Annotated in this window: 12 protein-coding genes, 9 pseudogenes and 1 riboswitch; of the genes and pseudogenes, 10 read left to right on the top strand and 11 right to left on the bottom strand. The window is 52.9% G+C overall.

Annotation, left to right across the window (positions count from 1 at the left end):
- Nucleotides 1-204: 204 nt before the first annotated feature.
- Nucleotides 205-465 carry a hypothetical protein gene (locus ABMD26_RS18210; protein ID WP_354311086.1) on the top strand — a complete coding sequence of 87 codons (261 nt, stop codon included), beginning with the start codon at nt 205-207 and terminating at the stop codon, nt 463-465.
- Nucleotides 466-540: 75 nt separating this feature from the next.
- On the opposite strand, the gene ABMD26_RS18205 is transcribed toward ABMD26_RS18210, so the two are convergent.
- The 3 genes and pseudogenes from ABMD26_RS18205 to ABMD26_RS18195 form a co-directional block, all read right to left on the bottom strand.
- Entirely contained in the window at nt 541-1,353 is an 813-nt protein-coding gene (locus ABMD26_RS18205) for an HNH endonuclease family protein (RefSeq protein ID WP_354311841.1), read from the bottom strand.
- Nucleotides 1,353-2,645, bottom strand: a pseudogene (locus tag ABMD26_RS18200) (DUF262 domain-containing protein). The gene ABMD26_RS18205 and the pseudogene ABMD26_RS18200 overlap by 1 nt, the downstream one beginning before the upstream one ends.
- 170 nt (nt 2,646-2,815) lie before the next feature.
- On the bottom strand, nt 2,816-3,799 hold the full coding sequence (locus ABMD26_RS18195; RefSeq protein ID WP_354311085.1) for a tyrosine-type recombinase/integrase: 984 nt from the start codon (nt 3,797-3,799) through the stop codon (nt 2,816-2,818).
- Between the two features lie 273 nt (nt 3,800-4,072).
- Here ABMD26_RS18195 and ABMD26_RS18190 point away from each other — a divergent pair, with 273 nt between their 5' ends.
- Together ABMD26_RS18190 and ABMD26_RS18185 are read left to right on the top strand one after the other, a co-directional pair.
- Nucleotides 4,073-4,423 carry a metalloregulator ArsR/SmtB family transcription factor gene (locus ABMD26_RS18190; RefSeq protein ID WP_090361397.1) on the top strand — a complete coding sequence of 117 codons (351 nt, stop codon included), beginning with the start codon at nt 4,073-4,075 and terminating at the stop codon, nt 4,421-4,423.
- A gap of 20 nt (nt 4,424-4,443) precedes the next feature.
- Nucleotides 4,444-4,605: pseudogene (locus ABMD26_RS18185) on the top strand (ArsB/NhaD family transporter); the annotation flags it as partial.
- 16 nt (nt 4,606-4,621) lie between these two features.
- Here the strand turns inward: ABMD26_RS18185 and ABMD26_RS18180 are convergent.
- Both ABMD26_RS18180 and ABMD26_RS18175 read right to left on the bottom strand, forming a co-directional pair.
- A pseudogene (locus tag ABMD26_RS18180) lies at nt 4,622-5,230 on the bottom strand (LysR substrate-binding domain-containing protein).
- Nucleotides 5,121-5,471, bottom strand: coding sequence for a LysR family transcriptional regulator (locus ABMD26_RS18175; RefSeq protein ID WP_320498481.1), 351 nt, complete (start codon nt 5,469-5,471; stop codon nt 5,121-5,123). The pseudogene ABMD26_RS18180 and the gene ABMD26_RS18175 overlap by 110 nt, the downstream one beginning before the upstream one ends.
- A 178-nt stretch (nt 5,472-5,649) precedes the next feature.
- On the opposite strand from ABMD26_RS18175, the gene ABMD26_RS18170 reads away from it, so the two are divergent.
- The gene (locus ABMD26_RS18170; RefSeq protein WP_090361400.1) at nt 5,650-6,822 is read left to right on the top strand and encodes a TDT family transporter; all 1,173 of its coding nucleotides are present in this window, start codon (nt 5,650-5,652) and stop codon (nt 6,820-6,822) included.
- A gap of 155 nt (nt 6,823-6,977) precedes the next feature.
- Here ABMD26_RS18170 and ABMD26_RS18165 read toward each other — a convergent pair whose 3' ends face one another.
- The 3 genes and pseudogenes from ABMD26_RS18165 to tnpA all read right to left on the bottom strand — a co-directional run bounded on the left by ABMD26_RS18165 (nt 6,978) and on the right by tnpA (nt 9,336).
- Nucleotides 6,978-8,306: a voltage-gated chloride channel family protein gene (locus ABMD26_RS18165; RefSeq protein ID WP_192067649.1), complete on the bottom strand. Its 1,329-nt coding sequence runs from the start codon at nt 8,304-8,306 to the stop codon at nt 6,978-6,980.
- An 80-nt stretch (nt 8,307-8,386) separates the two neighbouring features.
- Nucleotides 8,387-8,459, bottom strand: a riboswitch (Fluoride riboswitch).
- A gap of 213 nt (nt 8,460-8,672) precedes the next feature.
- A pseudogene (locus ABMD26_RS18160) lies at nt 8,673-9,041 on the bottom strand (IS66 family transposase); the annotation flags it as partial.
- Between the two features lies 1 nt (nt 9,042).
- The gene (tnpA, locus tag ABMD26_RS18155) at nt 9,043-9,336 is read right to left on the bottom strand and encodes an IS66-like element accessory protein TnpA (RefSeq protein ID WP_192067646.1); all 294 of its coding nucleotides are present in this window, start codon (nt 9,334-9,336) and stop codon (nt 9,043-9,045) included.
- A 71-nt stretch (nt 9,337-9,407) separates the two neighbouring features.
- On the opposite strand from tnpA, the pseudogene arsB reads away from it, so the two are divergent.
- Nucleotides 9,408-10,256 (top strand): annotated as a pseudogene (gene arsB, locus ABMD26_RS18150) (arsenite/antimonite efflux transporter); the annotation flags it as partial.
- Nucleotides 10,257-10,350: 94 nt separating this feature from the next.
- On the opposite strand, the pseudogene ABMD26_RS18145 reads toward arsB, so the two are convergent.
- Nucleotides 10,351-11,344 (bottom strand): annotated as a pseudogene (locus ABMD26_RS18145) (YVTN family beta-propeller repeat protein).
- Nucleotides 11,345-11,480: 136 nt separating this feature from the next.
- Nucleotides 11,481-12,398: a LysR family transcriptional regulator gene (locus ABMD26_RS18140; protein WP_090361411.1), complete on the bottom strand. Its 918-nt coding sequence runs from the start codon at nt 12,396-12,398 to the stop codon at nt 11,481-11,483.
- Nucleotides 12,399-12,515: 117 nt separating this feature from the next.
- Between ABMD26_RS18140 and ABMD26_RS18135 the strand changes: the two genes are divergently transcribed.
- Nucleotides 12,516-13,685 carry a TDT family transporter gene (locus ABMD26_RS18135; protein WP_090361414.1) on the top strand — a complete coding sequence of 390 codons (1,170 nt, stop codon included), beginning with the start codon at nt 12,516-12,518 and terminating at the stop codon, nt 13,683-13,685.
- An 8-nt stretch (nt 13,686-13,693) separates the two neighbouring features.
- Here the strand turns inward: ABMD26_RS18135 and ABMD26_RS18130 are convergent, their stop codons facing one another.
- Complete coding sequence (locus ABMD26_RS18130) at nt 13,694-14,296, bottom strand: uracil-DNA glycosylase (protein ID WP_090362448.1); 603 nt, start codon at nt 14,294-14,296, stop codon at nt 13,694-13,696.
- A 586-nt stretch (nt 14,297-14,882) separates the two neighbouring features.
- Between ABMD26_RS18130 and ABMD26_RS18125 the strand changes: the two genes are divergently transcribed.
- The 4 genes and pseudogenes from ABMD26_RS18125 to arsH all read left to right on the top strand — a co-directional run bounded on the left by ABMD26_RS18125 (nt 14,883) and on the right by arsH (nt 17,759).
- Nucleotides 14,883-15,233 carry a metalloregulator ArsR/SmtB family transcription factor gene (locus ABMD26_RS18125; RefSeq protein WP_354311080.1) on the top strand — a complete coding sequence of 117 codons (351 nt, stop codon included), beginning with the start codon at nt 14,883-14,885 and terminating at the stop codon, nt 15,231-15,233.
- Between the two features lie 20 nt (nt 15,234-15,253).
- A pseudogene (locus ABMD26_RS18120) lies at nt 15,254-16,544 on the top strand (arsenic transporter).
- A 9-nt stretch (nt 16,545-16,553) separates the two neighbouring features.
- Nucleotides 16,554-17,025, top strand: a pseudogene (locus tag ABMD26_RS18115) (arsenate reductase ArsC).
- Nucleotides 17,025-17,759: pseudogene (gene arsH, locus ABMD26_RS18110) on the top strand (arsenical resistance protein ArsH). Before ABMD26_RS18115 ends, arsH begins: the two co-directional pseudogenes overlap by 1 nt.
- Nucleotides 17,760-17,792: the final 33 nt, after the last annotated feature.

Below are 17,792 nucleotides of genomic sequence, written 5' to 3'. Positions count from 1 at the left end.
TTTTGAGCGAACACTACAAGTACGGCTGCCACTCTGAAAACTGGGCGCAAGCAAGGGTATGGATTACTTTAACGATTTTTGCGTTGTGATATGGTCGGGTGTCTGGAAAGACTATGTGGCTGAGAGGCTACATCAGGCCAACCCGCAAACTCGCAAAAAAACTGTACGTAGCCCGCACCAAGGCCCAAGGTGATCTGTATTGTCTTGCCCAAGAAGCTGCTGAAGGCAATGAAGCAGGGAAAATGGGTGAATCGGGCCATATTGGTAGATACACTCGATGACCGCTCTTGGCCGAAGTCGATCGTCTGTGGCCGAGGTAGTCACATTATCAGCCATATTGTAGAGCGGCATAATTTTACCTTAGAACAGCGAAAACGTACTGCTACGGCGGATAACGAGCTGAATATCTTGGGCAAGCTTTATCCTCTGCACAGGCCAGTTTACCGCAAGGCAAAAGCTGAGTAGGGCGACACCGCAGTTGTTCGACGATCAATTTGATCCGAGCAGCGCCTAGTGATTAGTACTCAGCGTTTACAATTATTAAAATGCAACTATATCGTCACGATACTCTATCTTAGCTAACGGCGGATTTGGTACTGGCAATTTAATGGACTGGATTGCCGCTATGGTGGTTTTCTCAGTTTCTAAAACAAAATCCAGTCCAAGGATCGAAACCTTATTTTTTGCATTGCCCAAGTTCACTTTCCATCTGGTTTCGAGAAAATCTAAAAGATATAATCCGCGACGAAGGATTTCTATTGCGGTCCAATCTTTATTTGTCGAAACCTGAATTTCGGAAAGACAACCATACATATATCCTACTTGATGAGCTTCATCACCTTTTTTCAAAATAAAAGATTTATTACTCAGTGATGAGTTTTTTCCATGCGACACGGGGAGAAGGTTGCCTAAAGAATTTTTCAGTAAGTTTCTTTGTTTGATGCTATATTTTGAAAAGTTTTTAGACCAGGCATTTCCATCGCCTTTTTGAGGATAGATGTGCTCGATTGTTTTATGATCTTTTTCGAAATTTTCTCGACCTAGATCTTCAGACCATCGAAGTAATTGCCGGCTTGTTTTTGATTGTATACGAAGCTCTTGCTCGTACTCATACATAAAATAACGTAGTTGTCTCCAGCCATAGTATCCACCACCAGAAGGCTTGCCGATCGAGATTATAGCATCCTTGAGTTCTTTGGATTTGGCAAAGCTATCTCCAGCATCCATAAAAGCTTTGGTAATGGGACCAAAACCGACTTTTCCGGAAAATAGATTTACAGTCATTCCTATCATATCGAAATCAAAGAAATACCTACGTAGTTTAAAAAGAAATCCCACCCTTTCTATAGCCATCAAAGCTGCAGCTCTAGCATCAGACTTTTCAGTTTATGCATGATAGCAGCGCACAACATCATTAGGCTTTTTTCCTCTAACCTATTGATTTGGCTCAATTTTAACTTTTCATAGTCCGTCCAATCGCTATCGTTTGGATGGGCAACAAAATAGTATGTTTTAACTAGACTTTTGATGCTTTGCGAATATCCGTAAACGTCTGAGATATCGAGAGTATTATTTACTTTTTTGTCAATTTGATTGCCGTTACTTTGCGTGTTTGAAACCTTTCCACGGTTGAAGCTGCTATTGAGAACTTTTTTTGGTGTAAATATGTCATTTAATAAATAATCTTTATACGATTCTTCGTAGTCTAGGTAACTACTTACATCTTTGCTATTTTCTGAGGTATCCATTAGCTTAGGACCGAAGTAGCTTATAAAGTGCGTGCGTAAGAACTCATCATCATCAAGCTTGCGATGATTGGTTTTCCCTAAATAATGATATATAGACTTCCAGCTCTCATTAATAGCTTTGCGGAGATGATTGCTTTCTGAAGTTTCTACTTGAAACTTCGTGGAAAGATAAATAAGGCGGTTCTTCATCAATTCAAGATGAGATAGTGGTTTGCCTCTATTGTTCATTGTTTCAAACGTTACAAAAACATCAAGGTCTTTTTCTATGTAAAATATATTAAACTGTAAGTGCTGCGTTAAGGTCGTGAAAATATATTCTAGATCATCTATGGACAGATCGCTCAGCTTGCTACTGAAAAATTCTTTAGCGGCGACTAGGTTTTTAGTATATATAGTTTCTTCAGGTAGCCCGTGTAATACGGATTCATCGCCGAAAATCTTTTGCTTAAGGAACTCATAGCTAGGGTTGTCTTTTTCATATCCAAATATATACGATTTGGATATCCCTTTTCCTTTAAGCTCACATATATATTTCTTCCGAATTTCACTTTTTTCGGTAAAATTAAGCAGTTCGTCTTCTGGCACTCTTTCTAGTATGCACTGCATTAATATAATGGCAGTAGTTAAACGCTGTTGGCCATCCACTACATACATAGGGCTATAGTGCTTGGATTCAATTATCCATATATCGTCTTCCCACTTTTCATAATTGTCTTCCGAAACTGGCTCTAGAGTAAGTACTCCCGTTTAGTGACTTTTGTTGTCTGGTAGCTGTTCTATGTCATTCCAAAAATCTTTTAAGTGCTTTGATTCCCAAGAATAACCTCGTTGATAGTCGGGTATCCTAAAAATAACCTCTGAAAAAATTTTCGAGAGTGACTTGAGCTCTGATTGCATCGTGGAAATCCGACAAGGAAAAATACAAGTTTAGTAGCAAATCACTGTTTGTGCATCGCACCTAAAAATCTTTGTTTTTTGCCCACTCCTATGTGGTTTGTGTAACGCAGAGCACGGCTAAGGAGCTCGTTTTCACGTACGCACCTCGTTATTTTCTCGGTCAGTTGGGGTCAATATCGAATCTTATACGTGGGTGAGTCCTCCGGCCGGTTCTCCCGCCGATCGTAGATCTTGGTTGTACTGATGTTGGCATGCCCCAGCCAGGCCTGCACCTTGGCGATGTCAGCCTCATGCTCCAGGGCATTGGTGGCCGCTGTAGCACGCAGGCCATGGACCCCAAGTCCATCGACCTGGATGCCAGCCTTTTTTGCGTATGCCTCTACCAGTGTGTAGATACCATTGGCCGTGACGCCTAGGCCCCTTGCCCAGTGCCGCAATGGCACGAACAGCGGCGCCTTTGGATTGGCCAGCCCATGCCCTGAACGTTCCAGATAAGCATGAATTCGATCCGCTGCCACGGGATGCACCGGGAGGTATCGCACCTTGCCGCCCTTACCGTGCACCATGAGGTGTCGAATGCCTCGACGTTCGACCAGGTGATTGACCTGCAGCTGCGCAGCTTCTTCCCGGCGCAGGCCGTGGTACAGCAACACGGCCAGGATGGCCCGATCGCGCAGGCCTTTCAGCGACGTCTCATCCGGCGCATCGAGCAGTGCCTTGGCCTGGTGATCGCCCAGGGCCGGTGTCTTGCCCTCATTGGTTTCGATCCGGGGCCGTTTGACGCCATGCACCGGGTTGCCACCGGCCACGGCGTTGCTGTCCAGGAGGTGATCGAACAGGCTGGCCAGCGCCGCGAGTTTGCGGCGAATGGTAGCTCCTGCCAGGCCGCGCCCTTCCAGATCCGCACGCCAGGCCAAGACATGCGATCGGGTGACCTGGCGAAAGTCATCGGCACTGGCCAGCCCTATAAAGGAAGAGAAATCCGTCAGGTCATTTTGATAGGCACGGCGCGTGCGTGGATTGTCGATGTTGGCAAACCATTCGACCGCGGCCGGTACCGCGGCCAGCTGCTGAAACTCGATCGCAGTCAGCCGCCTCTCCCCTTCTCGCACTGCAACAACGTTACTCTGAACGTTCACCATGTTTTTGGTCATCTGAGGAATCCTCACCGCAATTGGGTCCTTGCCAGGACGTTTTGGCGCCTATTCGTCCACTTTACCCGAAAACGGTTTATTACTGGTGATAACCTATTTTATCACCAGTAACACGTCAAAGGATCTGTCCAGACTCTCAAGGTCATTAATCAACCTAATTTGCAGTTTTAGTCTTGACAGGACGGCATAAATAAAATCGCTCCTGATCATGCGCTATCATAAAAATATGTGTATATTCGAATACACACATATAAACATCTTTTAGGATTGCTCATGGATTTGTCACCGGCGACCGTCTTTAAATGTCTTGGCGACGAAACGCGCACACGCATCATGCTCATGCTCGCTGGCCAAGACGAGCTCTGTGTCTGCGAGCTGATTTGGGCGCTGGATGATAGTCAGCCGAAAATCTCTCGGCATTTAGCCCAACTTCGTAATTGCGGGTTATTAGCGGACCGCCGTCAGGGGCAGTGGATTTATTACCGCTTGCATCCACAGTTGCCCGAATGGGTTTTGCATGTGCTCCAGATAACACGCAGTGCTAATCAGTCCTGGATTGATCAAGACGTAAGCCGTCTTGCATCAATGGAAGGTCGTCCGGTCCGTCAGGCCGCATGCTGCTGATTTCGCCGGAGCGTCTCCATATGGTTGCTGCAATCACAATATTCGCTTTGACACTTATGTTGGTCATCTGGCAGCCGAAGGGATTGGGCGTAGGCTGGAGCGCCGCTGCCGGCGCAGTACTGGCTTTGCTTACGGGTGTGGTTGGTCTAGGCGACGTACCTACGGTATGGGCCATCGTGTGGTAAGCGTTCAGCAAACTCACACTGAATTGGATGTGATTTCGAGGCTTTCAGCCCCACTCACCTCAAAGTCTTCCACAGTCCGTAAGAAAACCTCGAGAAATCGAGAAATAAATTTTTCGCGGTGATGCACGATGTGGATCTGTCGCTTATGACGCGGCAGGTCATGGTTCAACAACCTCAGCTTACCTTCCGCGATTGCATCGCTCACTACCCAGTAAGACAGACAGCTGATTCCGATTCCGGAAGCGACCATTCGCTTAATGGCTTCAGAGCTACCGATCCGGCGAGCGTCGCTCCAGGCGCCAAGGTAGGGAAGTAGCCATTGAAGCACCTCATCAGCAGTTCCTGAGCCGTCCTCGCGAATCAGTCAGGTAGCGGCATTGAGGTCGTCTGAAGTGACCTTTTCCTGAGCGGCAAGGGGATGATTTGAGGCTGCGATGATCGCTAGTTCGTCCTCAAACCATGGACGAATCGTCCGCTCGGGTTGGCGGCACGGCCCCTCAATCAAGCTGATATCAATCGAAAGCTGTGCGGCTTGCTTGGCGATATCTGCACTGTTGCCCATGATGACATCGACTTGAATGCCCGGCGCTCGCGCAGCCAAACGTTCGATCAGCAGGGGCATGATGTAATTGCCAATTGTAGTGCTGCAACCGATCCTCATCCGAGCCGTCGTGTCCTTTTTGAAAACCTTCTTCAATTTGTGCCGCCGCTTCCAGCAGCCGGATGGCCTGAGGTAGAAGCGTTTGCCCGTTTTCATTCAGCACTAGGCGTCTGCCGACCCGATCAAATAACTGGGTGCCCAGCGCGCTTTCCAACTCCTGGAGGGCAGCGCTCGTAGCTGACTGAGACAAAGCCAGTGACACGCCCGGGTCGTGGAGCCCAGCTGAGCGATGCCTCGAAAAATGTCCAGCTGGCGGAGAGTCAGCTTCACGAACTTACCTATTAAGTGGGTATGGCATAGAGAAATTACCCGTTTTCCTAGATAAATTCACCCCGCTATTCTGTAGGCACTGCTCCGATGAAGTACGCCGTGGAGGCACCATGCGAGACATCAGCTTGTCAAAAGTAATGCAAGGAGGGCAGCCGCTGTCGGCGCTCTCAAATCCAAGGGAAGCGATCCGGCAGTTCACCCCGAACTGGTTCGCCGCCACGATGGGTACGGGCATTCTGGCCCTGGCATTAGGACAGCTTCCAGGAGATATCGCGCTGCTGTCATACGCGGGAAAAGCACTTTGGCTGTTCAACATTGTGCTTTTCAGTGCCTTTACGCTTATGTACGCGGCACGTTGGGTTTTCTTTTTCAACGAAGCCAAGCAAATCTTCGGTCATTCAACCGTCTCTATGTTTTTCGGCACGATCCCGATGGGGCTGGCAACCATCATCAACGGCTTGATGCAGTATGGCGTACCTACCTGGGGTGATGCTCTAATACCATTAGCCCATGGCCTGTGGTGGCTAGATGTCGCCATGGCACTGGCATGCGGTGTTCTCATTCCATTCATGATGTTCACGCGGCAAGAGCACAGCATCGACCAGATGACTGCTGTGTGGTTACTTCCCGTTGTCGCTGCGGAAGTCGCTGCCGCCAGTGGTGGGGTGATCGCTCCACATTTAGCCGACGCGAGCGCGCAGTTCAATATGCTGATTACCAGCTACGTGCTATGGGCCTATTCCGTCCCTGTAGCCTTGAGCATTCTGGTGATCCTGGTGCTACGCCTGGCGCTTCATAAACTGCCTCACGAGAACATGGCTGCATCATCGTGGTTATCGCTGGGGCCTATTGGAACAGGAGCGCTGGGCATGCTGGTTATCGGCGGCGACGCCCCTGCCATCTTTGCCGCTCACGGCATGGCTAATGTTGGAGCCGTGGCAGCAGGGATTGGCCTGATCGCTGGCATTTTGTTCTGGGGCCTTGGCTTGTGGTGGATGCTCTTGGCACTGCTTATCACTGCCCGATATGCGAAAGGTGGTATTCCATTCAACCTGGGCTGGTGGGGCTTCACATTTCCTTTAGGCGTCTACGCCGTGACCACTCTGAAATTGGGCGTGATCTTGGACTTGGCTTTTTTTGACGTTCTGGGTGTGATTTTGGTGTTGATGTTGGCGGTAATGTGGTTGGTGGTGGCGGCGAAGACCACCATAGGTGCTTACCGAGGGAATCTGTTCGTATCCCCGTGCATTGCTTCTCTCAAGGCAAAGCAGGCCCAGCGTTAATTCAAATCATGTAGCCGCCTTGATGCCCGCGACAGCGTCACAACGATAGCCTTGGCTGCGTTGGGATTTGTACACACTGAAAGCGGGCTCGGATGTGGCATTTCGAACAGGCCCAGGTGACCGCCTGTTACTTCATGAATCGGGGTCTGACTTGCTCATTTTGGTTCGTCCTCCTCGACTTTTTTCGGGGCGCTCACGGCGTTGCGCTGAGAGTGAAATTTATTGATGTCCGAAAGACGGATATCAGTCGGTAGGGCATGGCGGTGTTTGCTGTGGCCCACGCGCTGGGCGTGATAGATCCCGGTATGGCCGGACACTAGATAACTGGCGATACAGGCAATCGCGGCAAGTGGAGCAATCTCTGGGCCGAACAGCTCCATGGCCATGACGATGGTCGCCAATGGTGTGTTGGCGGCGCCGGCGAAGACTGCGACGAAGCCGATACCGGCGAGCATCGAGAATGGGAGGTGTAGCAGCGGCGCAAGCGCGTTGCCCAGCGTCGCGCCGATATAGAACAGCGGCGTGACCTCGCCACCTTTGAAGCCTGTGCCGAGTGATGCGACGGTAAACGCGAGTTTGCCGAACCAGTCCCATGGCGCAACGGGGGCGGCAAAGGACTGGACGATGCTCGGAATACCTAGGCCGACGTACTGATAGGCATCCAATGCCCACACCGCCGTGGCCACCACTATCCCGCCGAGAACAGGGCGCAAAGGCGAATAGGGAATCAGCTTTTTTATCCACGCCCCGAGGGTATGGGTGGCGGTGGCGAACAGCAGCCCCGCGAGTCCGAACACGATGCCTGCGACAACTATTGCCACCACTGTCCAGAACTGCACGGGCGCGATCTCGCCGATGACGTAGTGGGTGTGGACGACGCCCCAGAGCAGCCCGACTTGATCGGCGACGATCGCGGCGACCATGCATGGAAACAACGCGTCGTAGCGCATGCGGCCAATGGCGAGCACTTCAAGGCCGAACAATGCTCCCGCCAGCGGGGTGCCGAAGACCGAAGCGAAGCCTGCGCTGATGCCTGCCATGAGCATGATTCGGCGATCTTCGGGGCGCAGTCGGAACAGGTGGGTTATCTGATCGGCCAGAGCACCGCCCATTTGCACGGCGGTGCCTTCGCGTCCGACCGATGCGCCAAACAGATGCGAGATTAGCGTACCCGCAAGCACCAGAGGCACCATGCGCAGCGGCACGGTTTGCTTCGGGTCGTGAATCTCGTCGATCAGCAGGTTGTTGCCCGCGTCAACCGGCTTGCCAATCAGGTGGTAAACCAGCCCTACACCAAAGCCTGCCAGCGGCAGCAGCCAGATCGCCCAGCGGTGGGTCTCGCGCCATTGAGTGGCGTGATCGAGGGAGAACAGAAATAGCGCGGATGCCGATCCCGCCAAAAGTGCCACGGCGCTGGCAAGTACCAGCCATTTCCCGATGTAGGGAAGCAGAACGAGTTGTTCAGGTTTTCTGAGTTTTGACATAGGGTCGGCCACACAAGGAAAGTGAGCCTGACCAAAAAGGAATTTTTTCGCGCGAACGCCTACAGTCCTGTCTTGATCAGGTGTCTGTAGGCATCATCAGCTGCTACGGGCGCAGCGGTTGGTAAGTGGAGGAATGCCATCTCCAGGGCCCGAATATAGCGATCTCTCCCGGAGATGTAAACTTGGTCATCAGGTAGAAGGACGAATAGCTTTCCTAAAAGCTTGTCATGAGTGACAGGAGCATCGAGTCGCATCTCACTCGTAAATTCAAGTGTCTGCTTCAGCCGATCTCTATTGGTCAAGGCGAGTCCCTGCCCTGATTAAGTCCATGCAATGTAAGCGGCAAGCAAAAAAACCTTGCACAGATCAGGCGGGCATCCACTGATGCGGCAGCAGCTGCTCGATCTCGCTGGCCTGCTGCGTCGGCAGCCGCGTCAGCACATCCTTGAGATAAGCATACGGATCATGCCCATTGATGCGCGCCGACTGGATCAGGCTCATGATCGCTGCCGCCCGCTTGCCGCTGCGCAGCGACCCAGCAAACAAACAGTTCGACCGCCCGAGCGCCCACGGCCGGATCAAGTTCTCGATCTGGTTGTTGTCGATGAGCACAGCACTATCTTCCAGGTAGCGCGTCAGCGCTACCCAGCGTTTAAGGCTGTAATCCAAGGCTTTAGCCGTCGCTGATCCGTTGGGCACAAGATCGCGCTGGGTCAACATCCAGTTGTGAAGGGCTTTAGCCATCAGGATCTGCCGAAGGCCATTTGACGGTGATGGTTTGCTGACCGAAAGGGATCTCGAGACTCACCAGCAATGGCTGATCGGGCCGAGCTATGGGCTCCATTTTTATTGGAACGAAGGCAGGTAACGCCGGAGCCTGAACATCATGATAAAGAGGTATCCAATTTCGAGCCAGATTGGCATTGATGCCGTGGCGCAGGGCAACACTGGCCATGGACACGCCAGGTTGCAGGCATTCTTGGACTATCTGGGCTTTGAGGGGTTTGGGATAAGAGGTTCTTTGGCGCATGGGAATCCTGACGATAAGAGTGATGGTGTCCACGTATTTTTAGGTGGAGAACATCGCCCTTATTGCTGGGTTCGGATACCGCGAGCCTACCGATGGTGGTGTCCAACCTAGTCAATATCGTGTCAGCGGATTTCTTCCGAATAGGCTTCGCTGAATATGCTTCGGTGATGTGGCCCGTGAACATAGTCAGCGTGATGGCGACCTTGTTCATGCTGTGGCTGTGCTATCGGCGCGACATCCCTACTACCTATAATCCACAGCAGCTTCATGCGCCTGAGACTGTCACCCGTGACAAGGCTACCTTCGTCGCCGGCTGGTGGGCCTTGGCGTTGCTCCTTGTTGCCTGTTCGCGCTGGAGCCGTTGGGGATCCCCATCAGTGCGGTGGCAGCCAGCTGCGCACTCATCCTTCTGGTGATCGCCGGCAAAGGCTGCGTTATTTCTACCCGTACGGTTATCAAAAATGCACCGTGGCAGGTTGGTGTTTTCGCTAGGGATGTACCTGGTGGTCTATGGGCCGCGCAACGCGGGGCTCACGGACGCTCTCACGTCTCTGCTCAATGTCTTCGCTGAACAGGGCCTGTGGACTGCAACTATGGGTACCGGCGTGGTGGCTGCATTGCTGTCGTCTGTTATGAACAACATGCCCAGCGTGCTTATCGGTGCCCTATCGATTCAGGCCAGTCAGGCCACAGGCGTGGTCCATCAGGCCATGGTGTACGCCAACATCATCGGCTGCGACTTGGGGCCCAAGATCACTCCGATCGGTAGCCTGGCCACGTTGCTGTGGCTTCACGTACTGACTCAAAAAAACATCCGCATCATGTGGGGATACTACTTCAAGGTTGGCAGCCTGCTGACCATCCCTGTGCTGCTTATCACCCTGGCCGCACTCGCCCTGCGGCTCAGCATCCAAGCCTAGGACAATATTCCGGCGATTTCCCGAGTAGTCCAAGCCGCCTGACAGGTTCTGATCATGGAGTACTTGGCCTCCGAGAAGGCCTTGGCTGTGTCAATCAGTCGGACGTGAGCGTAGATACAACCTTGTTACTGGCGAGGTCGACTGTGGAGATGCTCAGATCTTCATTGAGCACATAAGCCTTCGACTTATCTTTGGTGAAGACGATAGCTTGGCGAGGTGCCTTCAAACCGGTCACCGTGGTCGTCACTTTCAGCGTTTTGGTGTCAATCACTGAAAGGCTATTGTCGCCTAGGTTGCCTGTGTAGACCTGCAAGCCGTCTGGCGTCAGGGCTGCACCGTAGGGGTCTTTGCCCACCATAACGGTGGTCGTGATGACGTGCTTTTGAGTGTCAACAATGGCAATGCTGTTACTGCCGCTGTTGGCCGCGTACAAGGTGTTACCGTCGGCAGAAATAGAGATGGCCCGCAGCTTATTGAAACCAGTAATTTCACCTTCGATCGCATTAGTCTTGCTGTCGACCAGGGTGATCTTGTCACCCAGAAAGTTGGTGACATAAACGGTTTTACCGTCAGGGCTCAACCGGATGCCCTGGCGCGGTTGAGAGAAACCGGGTACCACGGCGACAGGACGCTGATGCTCCAGGTCGATGACCGACAGCGTGCTGGCCGCTTGATTGTTGACGTAGAGCAAGCTGCCGTCCTTGTTGAGCGTGGTACCAAAAGCACCTGCGCCCAACGGCAGGTCTGCAATGACTTTCAAGGTTTTGGTGTCTATCTTGCGTACTACTCCCAAGCTGCTGTCGGAGAGGTAGAACACATCACCCTTTGGCGAAAATACAATGTTGCGCGGCGTGATGTAGCCGGTGAGAATCTGACGAACCTTACCAGTTTTCAAATCGTAGACCACGACGTCAGGACGCTGGCTGTAGGAAGGCCACCGCCGTCGTTTCATCCGGGCTGATAGCCAGCGAGTTGTTGTGAATAGCGCCGTCGAAGGTCCAGCGATCTTCCGCTGCCAAGGCGCTCAGCGATGTTGCCAAGGTAATACCCAGCGTAAGGGCAGTTATTTTTTTCTTCAGTACATTCATCAAAGATTCCTCATCAGGGTCGGCCAGGCATGGGATAGCGCCTTGGCAAATGCAACTCGTTGGTGGCATGTGGCAACGAGCTGACCTTATGCGTCTCTTCTAAGTTCCGGAAACAACTTGTTAAGGTATCACCTACCTATTTTCTACATAGGTCCAGAAAGGGTTGGTTCGCAAACTGGCCACAGCTCTCCCAAAATCGACCGAGACCCGGTGAAATGAATTTGTCCCGGTGACGGATCAAGAAAAAGCGTCGGGTTAGCATAGGCAAGGCGTGCGGCAGTTCAATGAGCTCTTGAGAAACCAGCAGATCCCTCACTACCCAGCGCGACAAGCAGCTGATGCCGATGCCTTGTGCAAGGGTATGCTTGATGGCCTCTGAACTACCGATCTGGTGGGTTTCAGCAAGATTATGCAGATGACGCAGCAGCAACTGTTCGACTTCTTCACGGGTACCGGACCCTGGCTCGCGGAGTAGCCACTCAGCGGTCCGAAGGTCATCAAGCGAGACCTGTTGCCTGAGCGCCAAAGGATGTCGCTGGCTTGCGACGATGAGCAACTCATCCACAAGCCATGGCTCGGCATTCAATTCGGGCAGGTGACACGGTCCTTCGATCAGGCCCATGTCGATCTCGAAATCAGCGACTTTCCTTGCAATAGCCATGCTGTTCGCCATGTCCACATCGACCCGTAAATGCGGCGCCGATTGGCGTAGCTCACCAAGGATCAATGGCAGAACATAATTGCCAATGGTGGTACTGCAGCCCACTCGCAAGCGTGTCTTCAGCTCGGCATGCCCTGGAAGGAAACGGGTCTCTATTTGTTGTGCGTTCTCCAGCATCCTTCTGGCCTGAGGCAGTAAGGCCAAGCCGTTATCGTTCAGCACCAGGCGCTTGCCGACGCGGTCGAACAGCCGAGTACCCAGCGCGTTTTCCAGTTCGTTAAGTGCAGCACTGGTGGCCGACTGCGAAAGTGAAACCGCAATGGCGGCGCTGGTGGTACTGCCCTGTTGCGCAATGGCGCAGAAAATTTGCAGTTGACGCAGACTTAGCTTCAAAGGATCTACCTTGTTGATAGGTAACCAAAACCCATATTATCCGTTTTTACCGCTATGTTCATCGAACTACACTTCAGGCATGCCACATCGAATGAATAACGAAGCGGGAGTAACACTATGAGTGACACACGACTCGCAGCGATCATGGGCGGCAGCCATCCACTGGCTGCCCTGTCCAATCCGCAGGAAGTAATCCGGCAATTCACACCCAACTGGTTCGCCGCCACGATGGGGACCGGGATTCTGGCTCTGGCGTTGGGCCAACTGCCATTCGCTGCACAATGGCCCAAAGCGTTAGGGCAAGCCTTGTGGTTTTTCAATATCGCGCTGTTTTGCCTGTTCACAGTGATGTACGCGAGCCGTTGGGTTCTGTTCTTTGATGAGGCCAAACAGATTTTCGGTCACTCCACCGTATCAATGTTTTTCGGCACTATCCCAATGGGGCTAGCGACCATCATTAATGGCTTCTTGCTTTATGGTGTACCGCAGTGGGGAGATGGGGTTGTCGCTGTGGCTGAGATGCTGTGGTGGATCGATGTCGCCATGGCATTGGCCTGCGGGGTATTGATCCCATACATGATGTTCACTCGCCAGCAGCACAGCATCGATCAGATGACAGCGGTATGGCTACTGCCTGTGGTGGCGGCCGAGGTAGCCGCCGCAAGTGGCGGACTCCTCGCGCCGCACCTCGCTGACGCGAGTGCACAGTTCACCCTGCTTATCACCAGCTACGTGCTATGGGCTTACTCGGTGCCGGTCGCCTTGAGCATCCTGGTGATCCTGCTGCTACGCATGGCGTTGCACAAATTACCTCATGAAAGCATGGCGGCATCGAGCTGGTTGTCGTTGGGGCCGATCGGCACCGGTGCTTTGGGGATGTTGGTGCTAGGCAACGATGCTCCGACGATCTTCGCTGCCCATGGAATGGCCAGCATCGGTGCCGTCGCCGAGGGCATCGGCCTGATCGGTGGTGTGCTGTTCTGGGGGCTGGGATTGTGGTGGATGGTATTGGCGCTGCTGATCACGGGGCGTTATTTCAAGGCAGGCATCCCTTTCAACCTTGGCTGGTGGGGCTTCACCTTTCCACTGGGGGTGTACGCCGTGACTACCCTCAAACTGGGTTCAATGCTGCACCTCGCTTTCTTTGACATCATGGGCATGGTGCTGGTGTTGCTGCTGGTTGTCATGTGGATCATCGTCGCGGCCAAAACCCTGGCGGGAGCCTATCGCGGCAACCTGTTCGTGTCGCCTTGTATCGCCTCGCTGAACAAGGCGAGCAAAGCCTGAGCCTTTGGCTACTCAACCGACTGTTTGGCGTGAAACAGTGCGGACAGGATGCGTTGCCGGACACTTGGGTGAGTGCAAACAGAAAGCGGACTGGGATGGGGCATTTCCAGCAATTCGAAATCAGGAAAGGCTAACCGGATACGCGGCATTGCCTGCTGAGCGACACGCCCTGCAAACACGACAGTGACGAGATCTGGGAAACGAGGCAGCAGGGTGATCAGCATCTCTATACCCTCGTCAATTTGCGCTCTGCGGAGCGCACCCTTGGTTTTTTCGAGGTTGGGCAGCCAAGGGTACAGATTCCAAAGGACTGTCTCTTGGCGTGCCAATCCAGCCTGCTCCATGAAACCCTTGAGGTTGCGTTGTGCGGGCCCTGGATTGTCTCGTGAGACATACCGTGGACGACTGACCGTTCGAGCCGGCGATTCCAACAAGATCAATACTCGGGCGAAGACCCCGCCATCCAACGGATCGAAATACGGCAACGTTTTATTGTCCGTGGACTGGGAATTCACCCAGCGTGTCAATTGCGCAACGTTCGGCAACAGCAGAAGGTCTTCGCGCGCTTGTAACGAAATTTCCTGCTGCGCGGTGATTTGATTAGGTAACACTGCTTGCACGCACCCTTCTATTGTCAAGAAATTGCCATTCGAAGGCCCGCTATGTTTGATTTGCAGGCTTTAGACCTCGCGCTGTCAAATTGCGATGCCTATGATGCAGGCATTCTATGCGATGGAAACTCTCCGAAGTACGACACACCTCGCCTGTTACTCTGTAGTGGTTTACTAACCCCGGACACGTTTTTAGGCGAAAATGGTCGCCACAGAGAGGTGTCTGATGACCAAGCAACGCCGTACCTTTTTCGCCGATTCCAAGTCCGAAACCGCCAGCTTTGTGCGCAATCAAGGCTGCATTCTTCCCTTGCCAATCGATCTAAAACCGTTTAGGTCATCTATAGCAGCCGAATGCAGATGATCGATATGCTATGCCCTACCACCGCACGTCCCAATGGGAACAACGTATTTTATCACCAGTAACAGCGTAAAAGCCTGCGTATGTCTCGAAAGTCATAAATCAACCTAATTTGCGGTTTAAGTATTGACAGACAGGAAAAAAAGAATCCTTCCTGTGGCGTGCGGAGTCAGAACAATATGTGTATATTCGAATATTCGAATACATGCATATCTAGGAACGCTCATGGATCTGTCACCGGCGACCGTCTTCAAGTGTCTTGGCGACGAAACGCGCACACGCATCATGCTCATGCTCGCTGACCAAGACGAGCTCTGTGTCTGCGAGCTGATTTGGGCGCTGGATGATAGTCAGCCGAAAATCTCTCGGCATTTAGCCCAACTTCGTAATTGCGGGTTATTAGTGGACCGCCGTCAGGGGCAGTGGATTTATTACGGCTTGCATCCACAATTGCCCGAATGGGTTTTGCAGGTGCTCCAGATAACACGCAGTGCTAATCAGTCCTGGATAGATCAAGACGCGAGCCGTCTTGCATTAATGGAAGATCGTCCGGTCCGCCAGGCCGCGTGCTGCTGATTTTGCTGGAGAGTGTCCATATGGTTGCTGCAATCACAATATTCGTTCTGACACTTGCGTTGGTCATCTGGCAGCCGAAGGGATTGGGCGTAGGCTGGAGCGCCGCTGCCGGCGCAGTACTGGCTTTGCTTACGGGTGTGGTTGGTCTAGGCGACGTACCTACGGTATGGGCCATCGTGTGGAATGCAACTGCCACTTTTATCGCTGTCATCATCATTAGCCTGTTACTGGATGAGGCCGGATTCTTCGAGTGGGCTGCCTTGCACATGGCACGGTTGGGCCAAGGCAAGGGCATCCGGTTGTTCATCCTGATGATCCTGCTGGGCGCCGCTGTTTCAGCTTTGTTTGCAAACGATGGCGCCGCGTTGATCCTGACCCCCATCGTCATTGCCATGCTCACAGCCTTGCGCTTTAGCCCGGCGTCTACTCTGGCCTTTGTCATGGCTGCAGGCTTCATCGCCGATACCGCGAGCCTGCCCATGGTGGTGTCCAACCTGGTCAATATCGTGTCGGCCGATTTCTTCCAGATTGGCTTTGCTGAATATGCCGCGGTCATGTGGCCTGTGAACGTTGTCAGCGTAGCGGCGACCTTGCTCATGCTGTGGCTGTGCTATCGGCGCGACATACCCACCATCTACGATCCGCAGCAGCTCGATGCACCTGAGACTGTCATCCGTGACAAGGCTACCTTCGTCGCTGGCTGGTGGGTCTTGGCACTACTGCTTGTCGGCCTGTTTGCGCTCGAGCCGCTGGGGATCCCGATCAGCGCGGTGGCAGCCAGCTGCGCACTCATCCTTCTGGTGATCGCCGGCAAAGGTCACGTGATTTCTACCCGTACGGTTATCAAAAATGCACCGTGGCAAGTCGTGGTGTTTTCGCTAGGGATGTACCTGGTCGTCTATGGACTGCGCAACGCAGGGCTCACGGGCGCTCTCACGTCTTTGCTCAATATCTTTGCCTGAACAGGGCCTGTGGACTGCAACTATGGGTACCGGTGTGGTGGCTGCATTGCTGTCGTCTGTTATGAACAACATGCCCAGCGTGCTCATCGGTGCCCTATCCATCCAGGCCAGTCAGGCCACAGGCGTGGTCCATCAGGCCATGGTGTACGCCAACATCATAGGCTGCGACTTGGGGCCCAAGATCACTCCGATCGGTAGCCTGGCCACGTTGCTGTGGCTCCACGTACTGGCTCAAAAACACATCCGCATCACGTGGGGATACTACTTCAAAGTTGGCAGCCTGCTGACCATCCCTGTTCTGCTTATTACCCTGGCCGCACTCGCCCTGCGGCTCAGCATCCAAGCCTAGGAGCCACCGATGAAAATCCTTTTCATGTGTACCGCTAATAGCTGTCGGAGCGTGCTTTCTGAGGCGCTGTTCAACCACTTGGCCCCTGAAGGCATCACAGCAGTAAGCTCCGGCAGCTTTCCGAGCGGACGACTTAATGCTCGGGCGGGTCAGTACCCTCCAAGCGCTCGGCATCGATACGTCAGTGCTACATAGCAAGGGTTCAGAGAGCTTCCAGGATAATCCCCCTGACGTTGTGATCACCGTCTGTGACAAGGCTGGAGGCGAGCCCTGCCCCGTCTATTTTGGCCCAGCTATCAAGAGTCATTGGGGGCTGTCTGACCCCTCGGATGTCATTGGCCGCGACGAGGAGAAGCAGGCAGCCTTTGATGCCACCGTGACAACTATCCGGAACCGATTTACGGCCTTCTTTGCTTTGGATTTGGATGCGCTCAGTTCAACAGAGCTCAAGCATGCGTTGGACAGGATTGGAGCGCTGTAATGATCGAGCCTACATCCGAATATCCGGAAGACTTTCCCAGCCTGGACCTAACCCTGCTCGATGTGCCTACGCCTGAGAAGCTTAGCCAGGGTATGCAGCCCGATCACAAGCCTCGCATCCTGTTGCTTTATGGATCCACCCGTGAGCGCTCGTTCAGTCGGTTGCTGACCCAGGAGGCAGCGCAACTCCTAAACCTCATGGGCGCAGAGACGGCCATCTTCGACCCTTCAGGTCTGCCGTTACCTGATGATGCACCGGTGGAACATCCAAAAGTGCAGGAACTGCGCGACCTGGTGTTGTGGTCCGAGGGTCAGGTGTGGTGTTCGCCGGAACGGCATGGGTCGATGTCGGCCGTGTTCAAGGCGCAGATCGATTGGATACCTTTGGCGTTGGGCGCAGTACGACCCTCGCAAGGCAAGACATTGGCTGTGATGCAGGTATGTGGTGGATCCTAGTCATTCAATACGGTCAATCAGCTTCGTATCCTGGGGCGCTGGATGCGTATGGTCACGATCCCGAATCAATCCTCGGTACCCAAAGCCTTCCTTGAATTTGACGAAGCCGGGCGCATGAAGCCGTCTGCCTACTACGATCGGGTAGTGGACGTGATGGAGGAATTGGTGAAATTCACGTTGTTGGTACGAGGTCGAGAGACTTACCTGGTAGACCGCTATTCGGAACGCAAGGAAGACGCCGAGGCCCTTTCCAAACGGGTGAACCAGCGTTCTATCTAGACAAACATTTTGCCAGATAGGGCTCATCTCGAT

Origin of the sequence: Pseudomonas sp. PvP001 (assembly GCF_040546375.1) — a bacterium.
GTDB classification, from domain to species: domain Bacteria; phylum Pseudomonadota; class Gammaproteobacteria; order Pseudomonadales; family Pseudomonadaceae; genus Aquipseudomonas; species Aquipseudomonas coleopterorum.
The sequence above is the reverse complement of the archived record's forward strand: the minus strand, read 5'-3'. Positions and strand labels throughout refer to the sequence as shown.